Origin of the sequence: Methylacidiphilum caldifontis (assembly GCF_017310505.1) — a bacterium.
GTDB classification, from domain to species: Bacteria; Verrucomicrobiota; Verrucomicrobiia; order Methylacidiphilales; family Methylacidiphilaceae; genus Methylacidiphilum; species Methylacidiphilum caldifontis.
The window spans coordinates 1164114-1176938 of record NZ_CP065957.1 but is presented as its reverse complement, the minus strand read 5'-3'; the positions used below and the strand labels follow the sequence as shown (position 1 = coordinate 1176938).

6 protein-coding genes are annotated in these 12825 nt (G+C 42.7%); all 6 read right to left on the bottom strand.

What is annotated here, in order from left to right:
* Positions 1-11: 11 nt before the first annotated feature.
* The 6 genes from IT6_RS05490 to uvrA all read right to left on the bottom strand — a co-directional run bounded on the left by IT6_RS05490 (position 12) and on the right by uvrA (position 12771).
* The gene (locus IT6_RS05490; protein ID WP_206825461.1) at positions 12-2789 is read right to left on the bottom strand and encodes a TonB-dependent receptor; all 2778 of its coding nucleotides are present in this window, start codon (positions 2787-2789) and stop codon (positions 12-14) included.
* Between the two features lie 157 nt (positions 2790-2946).
* Positions 2947-3642 carry an energy transducer TonB gene (locus IT6_RS05485; RefSeq protein ID WP_206825459.1) on the bottom strand — a complete coding sequence of 232 codons (696 nt, stop codon included), beginning with the start codon at positions 3640-3642 and terminating at the stop codon, positions 2947-2949.
* Positions 3643-3857: 215 nt separating this feature from the next.
* Entirely contained in the window at positions 3858-4829 is a 972-nt protein-coding gene (locus tag IT6_RS05480) for a sensor histidine kinase (RefSeq protein WP_134439930.1), read from the bottom strand.
* 16 nt (positions 4830-4845) lie between these two features.
* Positions 4846-5526, bottom strand: coding sequence for a response regulator transcription factor (locus tag IT6_RS05475; RefSeq protein ID WP_206825457.1), 681 nt, complete (start codon positions 5524-5526; stop codon positions 4846-4848).
* 50 nt (positions 5527-5576) lie between these two features.
* The gene (locus tag IT6_RS05470; RefSeq protein WP_206825456.1) at positions 5577-7193 is read right to left on the bottom strand and encodes an alpha-keto acid decarboxylase family protein; all 1617 of its coding nucleotides are present in this window, start codon (positions 7191-7193) and stop codon (positions 5577-5579) included.
* Between the two features lie 70 nt (positions 7194-7263).
* A complete protein-coding gene (uvrA, locus tag IT6_RS05465) occupies positions 7264-12771 on the bottom strand; it encodes an excinuclease ABC subunit UvrA (protein ID WP_206825455.1) in 5508 nt (1835 codons plus the stop codon).
* Positions 12772-12825 lie beyond the last annotated feature (54 nt).

Genomic DNA, 12825 nt, shown 5'->3' with positions numbered 1-12825 from the left:
CCATCCCTATGCTAGAAAAAAATAGATAATGTGCCTTGTACCCAGAATGGGAGCTGTGGAACGATATAATCATAGTTCATGAATCGAGCTGCACTAAAACCAGGAGCGCCAGGAAGCCAGTAGTGTTCATCGGTAAAGTTATAAAGATAAAGGCTTGCTTCCCATCTTTTTGCCGTATAGAAAATTCTGGCATTCAGGGTGTACCATGCTGGAATCCGGGTCGAATAAGTATAAAAGATAAAATTACCGCTTTCTGCTAGAGCCCAAAGAGAGATGCCTAAACCATTATCAAATTTGTATGTAGCCATAAGATTCCCATAGTTATGAGGGAATCCAATAAATGGATAATTTAGTGGCGCTTCGTTAACAAGAGGATCTACGGGTAAACCATATAGCTTGGCCACCGTTGATGAATAAGGCTGAGAGGCAAGAGGACCTATGGGAAGGCCCTGCCATAACTCTTCTCCTTCGATAAACGCATAGCCGAAATTAAGCCAGAAATTTTTGTTTGGCTGGTAGTTGCCTACAAGCTGGGCTCCTTTGATGGCAACTTGAGAAGTTGCTATGGGACCACCGGGAATGACTTGGGCAGGAATAAAGCCTGTTTGATAATAGCCAGAAACCCCTAGAAAAAGTTTGTCGTGAAGAAGGCTGAACTTGGTACCTACTTCATAGAGAAAATTATTCTGATGATAGTAGGCCGAAGGAAATTCAGGAGCAAAACTGCCAAATTGAGAAAGCAAAGTGGTTTGTCCATAGAAAAAAGTGAAATAACTGGTCATCCAAGGAAAAGGCTTATAGCTTGGACTGATAGTGACTTCAGGCTGGACAATGTTCATGGAAGTCGAGGTGTATGGGGGCAGTCCGAAGGATGGAGCTACTTCGGAAAGAATAGCAGGAGTACCAGCTGGTGGAGAAGCCTCTACAAAATAAGCATTCATTCTTCCCGCTAGCATTAAACTCCATTGATCCGTAAAATTGATCTGGTGTTGATAAAATGGCGAAAGTTCATAAAACGTATTGGATGTGGACAGATAATTAAAGACATTGAAAAATTTCCCGGGATGTCCCGGCACAGGAATATCTGTCAGATAGGGGTTTGCAAAAATGGGGGATGTGGCCTGTGCGAAAGAAACCAAGGGAGAAAAATCGTTATACCCAAGGGGTTGTGTCAAGTTCCAGATATTTATGGGACTATGCCAGACTCCCGAATATTCGGTATCACTGAAATACCTGAACTCCAGACCTGCATCTATGATATGGTGCATGAGAAGAGGATGGTCTTTAGCCGACTGTTCTGTATGTGTAGATTGATCAATATTTATTGAACTATCTTTTTTCTGAGAAGAGGGCAAGGTATCAAAAAAAGAGCGAAGCTCTAGCCTGTCATCAAAATCATAGCCTGAAGGTAGAATGGCCCAAAATGTAGAAGGTATAGCCTGGTTAATCGTAGTACTGAAATACTCAAAGAGGGAATTATTAACAACTGAAAGATTATCGGTGATTTTCAAATTTTCGACGGCTTGTGCTACATAATAGGCTTGGTTGGTTGAATTTTCTGGATTGGCAAATAAATTAGTCCTTCTACTTATTGGAACCAGAGGCCCCCAGTCCACTGCATATCCAGCACCTGGAGGAGCAGTGCCTACGCCCGGATGAAACACCCCAGGAGGGCCAAACCAACCAACCCAGCTGCCTGTCTGGTATAAGCCATCGTTAATCAATGAGGAGGTTGGTCTATTAAGCCCGGCAACCGTATTCAAATGATTGATATCCAGTTCAGTGTTAAAATCGATTGTTAAATTTTCATAAGGTTTTGCTCCAACATCGAGATAGAAACATTGTCTTTGAAGATAAGCTCCATCGTAGTAATTATAAGGAGCATAGCCGTCCTGGCCAAAATAATCGAACCGGTAGGCCAACTTATCTTTTATGACTGGGCCTCCCAGGTCAATATTCCACATGTTGGTTGAATACATGCCGGTGGTATAACTGGCACTACCCCGGAACTTGTCAAAAAAGGGTTGCTTGGTGACTTCATTTGCAAATCCCCCAGCCAATTCCTGGGGACCAAAAACAATGCTTACAGGTCCAGTGACCACATCCAGGTTGTCATAAGCCATCATGTTCATGAGAGGACCCCATTGAGCAGATTGGCTAAATCCAACGAGCATCCCATTGCGGTACACAGTTCCGGGTAATCCTCGAATGATCGGTTCAGCCACAGGACTACCAGTCATTTGGGTGGGGTTAACTCCGGGAGTAAAAGCAGCCAAGTCATTCACAGTCTGAGCATTGATCGTATTCAATTGCTGTCTTGTAACCACCTGTATCGTTCTTGGTGTATCAATGATTTTCATGGCTGGTCCAAGCACACCCGTTTCCTCGTTGGTGGAAACAACATTCTCTTCTTCGGGCAACTCTTCTTGAGCTGTTACGTTAATGGGCAAAAGAAGAGGAATATTGGGAGGGAGCTGTGTTGCAGGTCCTGAAGGAGGGGCAGGAGCTGTTTCAGAAGGAGGTATTGAAGGGGCTTGAGGTTGGGCTTCCCCAGGTGGGGTTTCTTCTTGAGAAGGAGCTTGGGGAAGTTCTTGGTTGACTTGAGGTTCTTCTGGACTTTGGGTTGAAGGAAGTACTGGGTTTTGGGGTTGTTCTGTTTGAGGCTGTTGTTGTGGGGCTGAAATGGAGGAGTTAGCTGAAACTTGAGCAAGAAGGCTAATAGGAAAGAAAAATAAGAAAATGAGGTGATAAAGAGAAAAAAAAAGACATTTTTCTTTCCTCAAGAACATAAATGCTTAGGTCATTGCCTTGGTTTAACTTATAAAAATTAAGGGCCTTCAGTTATTCCTGAATGCAATCCTTTATTCCCATAGTTCTTTGAACAAAATCAAATCTAAATTTTATCCTACAAAGGGGTGGAGGTATCCCCCTTTGTAGGATAAATATTTATTTTGTGAGGTGGAACTGGACAGGAACTATCGCTTGGGATTCGACAGGTGTATTTCCAGATTTAGCAGGATGAAATCTCCATCTTTTTACCGCATCAACAGCAGCACCATCGAGATCAGCAAAACCTGAACTTCTATAGACGCTTAGAGAAGAAACAGTCCCTGCAGGAGATATTTTTACCCAGATGTAAACGACCCCCTGTTCTCCTTTTCTCCTTGCCTCCTCGGGATATACAGGAGGAGGGTTCCTTAGGTAATCTGGCATGGCCATTGCCGTTACTCGTTGTGAAACGGGAGGTTGGGGTTTAGGAGCCGGTTTTTTTTGTATAGCTTTGGGTTTTTGAACAATCGCTTTGACCATGTCATCAGGATGAATGGTAGGTTGTTGTTGGGGTTCAATTTTTTGTTGGGGTTGTTGAGGTTCAACTGAAGGGACAAGTTCGATCATAGCCGGAGGTATGGCTGGCATTTGAAGTGATGACTTTGGCAGAAGGGAAAGTCCTATACCGAAAAGAAGAAGTGCGTGGAAAAGAACTGATAATATCCATCCCCATGTTTCAGTAGAGATATGGATGGGCTTCAGGTATTTTTGATAAAACCCTTCTGTCGGTCGAAAAATTCTTTCATCATCTCGGGTTAAAAGCGGTTCAGAGGTAAAGTAGCCTTTAGCTTGATTCTTGAGCACTTTGATCATTTTACACCCCCTTTCTTTGAATAACTTTTATCCTCATCTCCTTCTCTAAATCCTTCTGCTTTCCTAATAACGATGGAAAGCTTTTAGTTCCCTTTTTAAAAAATAAACCTCTAAACTTTAAATTATCGAAAACTATAGTTTAATTTTTCTTAAAGTTAGCCGAGAAGAAAGTAAAAAATTAGCTTAGCCTAAAAAAAAAGAGAGGATTGCAAAATCTAGGCTTTTGAAGTCCTGGGGTAGATGGAAAGGCGAGCACAATATAAAGAACCCATCTGTTTATAGCGGATGGTCATATTCCCGTGTGCTGAAACAAGAGCCTGGATTATTCTTTTGCCAAGTCCCAGGCTGCCGGTTTTTACCCTTATGGGTTTGATTTTATTAAAAACGAGCAGTTGTGCTGCAAGACTCCCCTTTTTTTTCATACGCACGGTTATGTCTCCGGTGCCGTGTTTCATCGCATTAGCCATCAGGTTGTAAAGGATCTGTTTAAGATAAGAAGAATCAGCTTCGATAAAAATCCCCTCTTCTCTTTCAACATGGATATGTCTTTGTTCGGTTTCACAAAGCAACCGAAATCCCTCGATAATGATTTCTGCAGTTTTCCCAAGTTCCATTTTTCCCCAGGAAATCGTGAGATTGCCTTTTTCAGCCTTGTTGAGCAGTATTGCCCTTTCCATGTGCTGCTTGAGCCTTTCGAGTTCGGAGTCGATCTCCTCGGCAATTTCTGGATCCATTTTTTCGAGTGATTTTTCTAGTCTGATTTTTGCAAGAGTGAGAGGAACTTTGAGTTCATGAGCTAACTGTGCGGCTTCTTTATCGGATTCTTCAACAACTTTCTGAATCTTTGAGAGCAGTTGGTTGATTTCATGGATAAGAGATAAATATTCTTCAGGATAACCTTCAGGTTTAATTCTTTGCCAAGGGTTATGAGGATCGATTGATTCGATATCCAAACGGAGTCGAACAATCGGTTTATTTAACAGTTTTGCAAGCCCATAGCTAGCCAATCCAAAACTCACGACCATGACGAGGGCATAAGAGGCTTCCCATCGAACAAGCTCCCTTTGATGTTCCCGGGACTGCAGGAAACGGGCTTCCTTAGCTGTGGCTATCCAGTGGAAAATGGCGGAGAGAAAGAGGAAAATAAAAGAAAAAACAACGGTGAGTAGATGCCAGCGTCTTAGCATGAGTTTAATAGATAGTTCATTTGTCGGTTGGGCGTTTGAGGATGAACCCTACCCCTCTAACCGTATGCAGAAGGGGAGGTAGTCCTGCTAAATGTATTTTTTGGCGCAAATGGTTAATATGGACGTTGACAAGGGCGGTTTCTGAATCAAAGCATCTATCCCAGATTTTCTCCGTGATTATCGCTTTGTTGACAGGATTGGGAGCTGATTCGAGCAAAAGCCGGAGCAGCTCAAACTCCCTGTTGGTTAACTCTATAGGGTGTCCTGCACGGCTAACTGTTCTTCGTGTGAGATCCATTTCCAGGTCTTCAAATTTTAGTTTTGTTGGAGAAATCGGAGATCGCCTGCGTAAAAGAGCACGCACTCGGGCTAAAAGTTCTATAGTGGAAAAGGGCTTGGTTAGATAATCATCACCGCCTGCATCCAACCCATGAACTCGATCAGAAACTGCGGATCTACCCGATAGAAAAAGAACGGGAATAGAATAACCTTGCCGTCGTATCTGTCGGACAATGCTTATTCCGTCCTTGCCTGGCAACATTAAGTCAAGAATGGCCAAGTCATAGTTGTAATTTTCAAGTAGCCATTGAGCTTCTTCGCCCTCTTCGCATTCATCTACAGTATAACCTTCAGCCTGCAATGCTGCCTTGACATGTTTGCGGACTTTCTGATCATCTTCTACAATCAATACTTTCATCTAAAAGAAATATTCTTTAAAAAAACAAATTGTCAGTCGTTGTTTTTGCTTTAGGGCATGATTCTTTCGGCCATTCTTTGTAAAGCTTGAGAATGGTCCGTGGGAGGGATCGTCACCTCGATAAGCCAGAAAGAATCCCTGTTTAAAATGGCTTTTTCAATCGCCACTTTAAGCTCTTTATTCGTTTTAACGCTGCAAGACTTCCCGCATCCTAATAACTCGGTGATCTTGCTATAGTTCCAGTTCCAGAGGTCGTTAAAGGAGCCGTCTAGAAATATACGTTCGGTTGAATATCCACGGTTGTTCAGCAAAAAAACGATGGGATGAAGGTTGTAACGGCATGCGGTAGCAAGCTCTATACCTGTCATTTGGAATGCCCCATCTCCGCAGATGACAAAAGGAACAAGCTGAGGTTTTGCCAGTTCAGCACCTATCGAAGCAGGAATGGAAAATCCAACGGAAGCATAGTAAGCAGGGCTTATGAATTCGGTGCTTTCATGAATAACAAGATCAATAGCTCCAAAAAGAGATTCACCCACATCAGCAACAACAACAGTTTGGGAAGAGAGAAAGCTGTTAACAAGGCTAAAAAAGGAATTGACCGAAATCCGTTCGTTCTCATCGATATCTTCGATTCGAGGCAAGGTAGGGTTGGGCAGTTTTTCAGGAGGAGCTTTTCGAATATTTAAAGTGAGAAGTCCGCGAACAAAGTCCTCAAAGCGCACATCTTCAAAAGAATGGTGTCTTATAGTTAATTTTTCACTGGTGGCATAGATACATTTACCCATATCCAAGATAGATTTCGTGGATCCCAGGGTGATATCAGTCATGAATACGCCAAGCAAGATGAGGCAATCGCTCTGGTCAAAATAAGCACAGACTTCGGCACTTCCTGTAGCCCCTTCATAAACACCAATGTAGTTGGGGTGTGTTTCTGCAATGACCGATTTTCCTAGGAGTGTAGCGCATACAGGAACTCCGGTCTGGTTCGTAAGCATCTCAAGTTCTTTTTGCAGTCCAAATCTCTGAATCTCAACATCTGCGAGAATGAGAGGACGGGTTGAAGACTCGATCATTTCTTTAGCTTCTTTTAGAGCTTCTTCTAAAGCCTTGGGATTGGACTGATCATCTTCGGGAAAATCATGCTTGGGGATTTCTATTTCAGCTGTGACGATGTCTCTAGGGATTTCCAAATACACTGGTCTTTTATATTTAAGGGCAAGACCAATTGCTTTAAGAATCTGTTCCCCGATATCTCTTGGATTTTCTAAAATGGTGGCAAAAACTGTTAAGGCTTCGAAAACTTTTAACTGGGTATTAAAATCTTTGACCTTGTGGTGAAGTAAAGGGTCTTTTTGTCTTTCTTTTAATCCAGGAGCCCCACTAAGAACAATGACAGGAGATTTTTCAGCGTAAGCTTCAGCTACGGGATTTGTAACTTTAAGACCCCCGACACAGTAGGTAATGCACACAGCTCCAAGACCGTTTAGTCGTCCGTAGGCATCGGCAGCAAAACCTGCTCCCTGCTCATCACAGGTGTTGATAATCCTGATCCCTTCTTTGGCTAGGCTATCCAAGATTTTTAAGGAATAATCTCCGGGAACACTGAATACATGTTTGACATTATGGGAAAGAAGCTGTCGAGCCAGAAATTGAATCGTGGTCATGATTAAGTTTTACCTAAAAAAAGGCTTCCTAGAAATCTTCTTTTTTAGCCTCATTTTATTTTTCTAAACGCTAAGAGAGGATTTCTTTCAGGAAAGGAGCTGTAGGACTATTCATGGTTCTAGAAAAATGCTCAGGGGCCCCTTTCCCAATGATTTTTCCTCCTCTTTCTCCAGCTCCTGGTCCAAGTTCTATGACGTAGTCAGCTTCGGCGATAACGTCGGGATGATGTTCGATGATGACTACGGTATGACCAAATTCAACCAGCCTCTGGCACAGATGAAGAAATTTCTCGATGTCAGCTAAATGAAGTCCAATCGTGGGTTCTTCGAGTAAATAAAGGATTCTGGCTTCATTGGCTGATCCCCAGAACAATTCTCTTTGGATCATTTTTTGCTCTACGGCGATAAGTTCTTTGGCTAACTTTATTCTCTGGGCCTCACCTCCAGAAAGGGTAGGTGTGGGTTGTCCAAGCTGGAGATAAGAAAGACCAATATCGCAAAGGATAGACAGAGGCTTGCGTAATTTTTCGATCGAGCAGAAAAAGCTGCAGGCTTCAGCAGCGGTCATGCAGAGTATATCATAAATCGATTTGTCTTTGTATCGGACTTCTAGGGTTTGTGGGTTGTACCTTTTCCCTTCACAAGACTCGCAAGGAAGATAGAAAAGAGGAAGCAGAGGCATGCTTACCTGTATAGTCCCGTTTCCCTGGCAATCAGGACAACTTCCTTCTTTAGAGTTGTAGCTGAAGCGGCTTTTTGTGTAACCCCGTTGCCGAGAAAGGGGAGTTTGGGCATAGAGTTCTCTGATGATATCGAACAATCCAAGATAAGTCAGGGGAGTTGACCTAGAGTTTTTCCCTATGGGGGTTTGATCAACAAAGCAGACGTCACTGAGTGCTTCGGTTCCAATGACCTTGGTCCAATATTCGTTTTGTATCTGTCCTCTCGATTTTTGAAGGGTTTTCTTGACCGCCGCAAAAATGACCTCTTTTAAAAGAGTACTTTTGCCCGATCCGCTGACTCCACAAATGACAACAAACCGACCCAAAGGCAATTCCAGCTCTACATTTTTAAGGTTATGAACATTGATCCCATAAATTTTTAGCCAAGATGCATGATCGTCACAGCTTCTCCGCTTGTTTCCTTTTAAAGGATGACTCATGGGTTGGGAAAGATATCGGGAAGTGATGGAATTTTTACAATTAAGAAGCTCTGCATAACTTCCCTCAAAAATAATTTTTCCTCCTTCTGCTCCGGCACCTGGGCCAAGATCTATGATTTTGTCCGCCCTTTTCATCGTTTCTGTGTCATGTTCAACGATGACCAAGGTATTGCCTTTGTTTTTGAGTTCTTCCAAGCTATCTAAAAGTTTTTGATTTTCAGTGGGATGAAGGCCAATTGTCGGTTCATCAAGAATATAAAGAATGCCCTGAAGATTCGATCCTAGCTGAGAACATAGGTGTAGTCTTTGGAGCTCACCAGCCGACAGAGTTTGGGCTTCCCGATCTAAGCTTAAGTAATGAAGACCAACCTGAGTTATGAATTGGAGCCTTTTGATCAGTTCAGGAATAATTTTTTCTACAATAGCTTTTTGATGGAATGAAGGTTCGATTGCTTGAAAATAATTGATCAGTTGATCTATAGGCAAAGAACAGAGATGATCGATTGTCGGCTTTAATCCATGTATAGGCCAGGGAAGGAAGACTGACCGAGCCAGTCGGTTGATTTTCTTGCCCTGGCAATCGGGACAAAGAATACTGTCTTGGCCCGTTTTTTCTTCGATTTTGCCGTTCCCAAGGCAGGTGGGGCACCAACCTAAAGGGGAATGGAATGAAAAAAGCCTTGGGTCAAGGGCATCAAAACTTTTTCCACTTTGAGGACAATGAAATTTTGTGCTATAAAGGGTATCTTTGTTTTCAGTTTCATCGAATAAAATAACTGATTCTTGTCCAAGGTTAAGAGCCAAGGAAATATTTTTTTCTAGATCTTCTGGAACACTTCCTCCATTTAGGGTGCATAACCAGAGATCAAGGGTATGGTTTTTAAAACGGGAAAGCCGTGGAAACTCTACGGCTTCATACCAGTCTCCATCAATTCGAAATCCAAGATAACCTTTTTTTTGTGCCCATTTGCCAAGAGATGAATAAATGCCTTTTCTTTCTCTGACTAGAGGGGCTAAAACGCGGTATGTCCGATCGGCTAGAAGCTTTGAGCGAATGGAATTCAAAATTTCCTTAGGGTTTTGTTGAATGGCTTCTTCATGGGTATCTGGATCGAAAGGAACCCCTGTTTTAGCAAAAAGAAGCCTAAGAAAAGGATAGATCCCAGATAGAGTTCCAACTGTGCTTTTAGCCCCGGGGATTGTAGATCTTTGCTCAATGGCTATCGAAGGAGGAAGCCATTCGATGTCATCGACTTGTGGCTTTTCAAGAGATTGGATAAATTGTCTGGCATATCCTGAAAGAGAGTCCAAAAAACGCCTCCGGCTCTCGGCAAAGAGAACATCGAAAGCCAGGGTTGATTTTCCTGATCCGCTCATTCCAGTCAGTACAGTTGTTTTTTCTAAATCAATTTCAAGAGAAATCGACTTGAGGTTGTGATGACGAGCTCCACGAATAGATAAACTTTGCCGTTTTACAGCAGCACTCGAAGGAGTCATGGGGGAAAGATAAAAGGAACTTTTGTTGTTCAACTTTTCGTTTAGAAAAAAAGCTGTAAAACCTTGCTTAGACTGAGCAATAGATTCGGGAGGCCCCTGGGCAACAATTTTGCCCCCAGCCTTTCCTCCAGATGGTCCAAGATCTATAACCCAGTCGCTAGAAAGGATTACATCAAGATTATGCTCAACGACAATCAAGGTGTTTCCTCGATCAACAAGTTTCTGTAAAAGACCGATTAGCCGGCTCACATCATCCATATGAAGGCCTGTTGTGGGTTCATCGAGGATCACTATCCGGTGCTGGCCACCGCTTGTCTTTCTTGTCTTTTTATTGAAATCCAAAGGAAAGCTAAAAGGGCTTTCGCAGAGAATGCTTAAGATCTTGAGTCTCTGGGATTCTCCTCCAGAAAGCTGGCTTAGAGGATGGCCCAGCTGGAGATAATCCAACCCGATCTCTTTGAGCATTTCGAGCCGATCGACTATTTTTTTACAAAGAACCGACTGTGGACCTGAAGCCGATTTTTGGGGAGTAAAAAACAGTGAAGCTTCTTTAGCTGTCATTTCAAGGATTTGATCAACAGATTTTCCCTGGTAACGGATAGCAAGAATATGGGGTTGGAATCTTTTGCCTCCGCATACCGAGCAGCAAACATAGACATCAGCTAAAAACTGCATTTCTATTTTTTCATATCCCAGTCCAAGACATCTTGGGCAACGCCCTTCCCCAGAGTTCATCGAGAAACTGCTTTCTCCTATTCCTTGAGTTAGCGCTTGATCCGTAGAAGCAAAGAGTTTTCTCACATATTGCCAAATTCCTAAATAAAGAGCTATATTTGACCTTGGTGTTTTCAAAATGGCCATTTGATCGATTTCGATAACTTCGCCAATGTTTTCCCATCCGTTAAAATAAGCTCTTCCTGTAAAAAAAGTTCCCTGGGGGGGATCCAACTCTTTGATTCGATGTAGGCCCTGAGCAATAATCTCATGGACAAGACTGCTTTTGCCGCATCCGCTGACTCCCGTAACAGTCACGAATAGGCCAAGGGGAATGTCCACATCAAGGTTTTGAAGATTATGAATATTGGCTTTACGAACCTGCAGTCGGTCTTGAGAGGGTTTTCTTCTATTTTGAGGAATCTCTACTGTTTTTCTTCTACTCAGGTAGGCACCGGTCAATGAAGAAGGACTCGAGAGCAGTCCTTGAAGATTACCTGAATAAGTCACTTTTCCTCCCTCTGATCCTGTCCCCGGACCAAGTTCTACGATGTAATCAGCATTTTTTATAACTGTTTCATCATGTTCGACAACAACGATCGTGTTGCCTTGGTCTCTTAGTTTTTTGATGAGTTCGACAAGTCTAGAGGAATCCTTGGGATGAAGACCGATTGTGGGTTCATCAAGGACAAAAAGCGTATTGGTAAGCTTATTGCCCAGACAGATTGTCAGGTTAGCCCTTCTTGTTTCCCCTCCTGAAAGTGTTCTACTCGTTCTGTCTAGGGTCAGATAGCCAAGGCCAATATCATCTAGATAGCGCAGTCGACTACCGAGCTCTTCTATTATCTTCAACGCCGCTTTGTCCCATACCGGAATGTCTATTTGGCTAACAATAGGGATGAGCTCGGTAATAGGCAACTGCAGGAACTCTCCGATAGAAAGGGGTGTTTGACCAGAGAAAACTTTATAGCCAAGCGCTTTTTTGTTGAACCGGCTCCCTTGGCAATCGGGACATTGAGTATAAAGCCGGTATCGAGACAGAAACACCCGTATATGGGTTTGGTAAGTTTTTTTTTCCAATATAGAGAAAAATCCATCGATTCCACACCACCGGTCCTGCTCGATTAAAAGGTCTGCATCCGTAGAAGGGTCTTCTCCCTGGACTAGGTAGTCCCACTCAGCTTTATTGTAGGAAGCAATTTTTTTGGTAAGGGAAATTTTTCTTTTTTTGAGCATTCTTTCCAGGAAAATTTGCCAATGCTTAAAATGTTCAGACTGAAAAGGCCGAATAGCTCCTTGTTCTACCGAAAGATTCTTTTCAGGAATAACCTTATCGTAATCGATCGTGATGATACGACCGAAGCCGTGGCATGTAGGACAAGCCCCCTTAGGATTGTTAAACGAGAAAAGGGCAGGCAAAGGTTCTTCAAACTCAATTTTATCTACCGGACAGATTAAACGGTTACTGAATGAAAGACTCTTATTTTCGGGAAAAAAAACGACCTGTATGGTTCCCTTGCCCATCTTTAAACTTTCTTCAAAAGTTTCTAAAAGCTGGCTTTCCCTTTCATATTCAACTTTTTCAAGACTATGAATGACGAGGATTTCCTCAAAATCCATAAGAGAGGAGCAAGTGGGTTCTTCATCGATTCTGACGATCTGATTACCTAACCAGATTTTGGAATACCCCTGGGAAAGGAGCAGCTGACTGGCTTCCCTAAAAGAAGTGTGGGCTGCAAAACGAACTGGGTAGCAGATAAGAAAGTCTTTGTGAAGGTAAGATCTAAAAAGCTGTTCTACAATTCCCTTAGGTGTAGATTTTTGAATGGGTTGATGGCAACGGGGACAGATAGGGACTGAAAGCCTGGCATAGAGAATTTTAAGATAATCAGCAATCCCTGTCATGGTAGCAACCGTGCTTCTCGAGTTAGCGGTGGTCCTATCCTGTTCAACGGCAATAGCGGGTAACATCCCTTCTATGGATTCCGCCTTGGGCTTTTCGACTCTCAAAAGAAACTGCCTAATATAAGGAGGAAAAGTTTCAATGTAACGGCTTTGGCCTTCAGCAAAGAGGGTGTCAAATGCGAGTGAAGATTTTCCCGAACCGCTCAGTCCCGTGATAACGGTTAGGGTTTTATGAGGGATATCTAGATCGATACCCTTTAAATTATGAACATAGATTTTCCGCAACCTTATTGATTCCATTCCATTAATATTTTGCGTTTATGATCAGTTTTCTTCACTTACCAAGCTTTTCTT

Coding starts and splice junctions, on each gene's coding strand:
- IT6_RS05480 (WP_134439930.1), bottom strand. CDS start 4,829: ATGCTAAGACGCTGGCATCTACTCACCGTTGTTTTTTCTTTTATTTTC.
- IT6_RS05485 (WP_206825459.1), bottom strand. CDS start 3,642: ATGATCAAAGTGCTCAAGAATCAAGCTAAAGGCTACTTTACCTCTGAA.
- IT6_RS05475 (WP_206825457.1), bottom strand. CDS start 5,526: ATGAAAGTATTGATTGTAGAAGATGATCAGAAAGTCCGCAAACATGTC.
- IT6_RS05490 (WP_206825461.1), bottom strand. CDS start 2,789: ATGTTCTTGAGGAAAGAAAAATGTCTTTTTTTTTCTCTTTATCACCTC.
- uvrA (WP_206825455.1), bottom strand. CDS start 12,771: ATGGAATCAATAAGGTTGCGGAAAATCTATGTTCATAATTTAAAGGGT.
- IT6_RS05470 (WP_206825456.1), bottom strand. CDS start 7,193: ATGACCACGATTCAATTTCTGGCTCGACAGCTTCTTTCCCATAATGTC.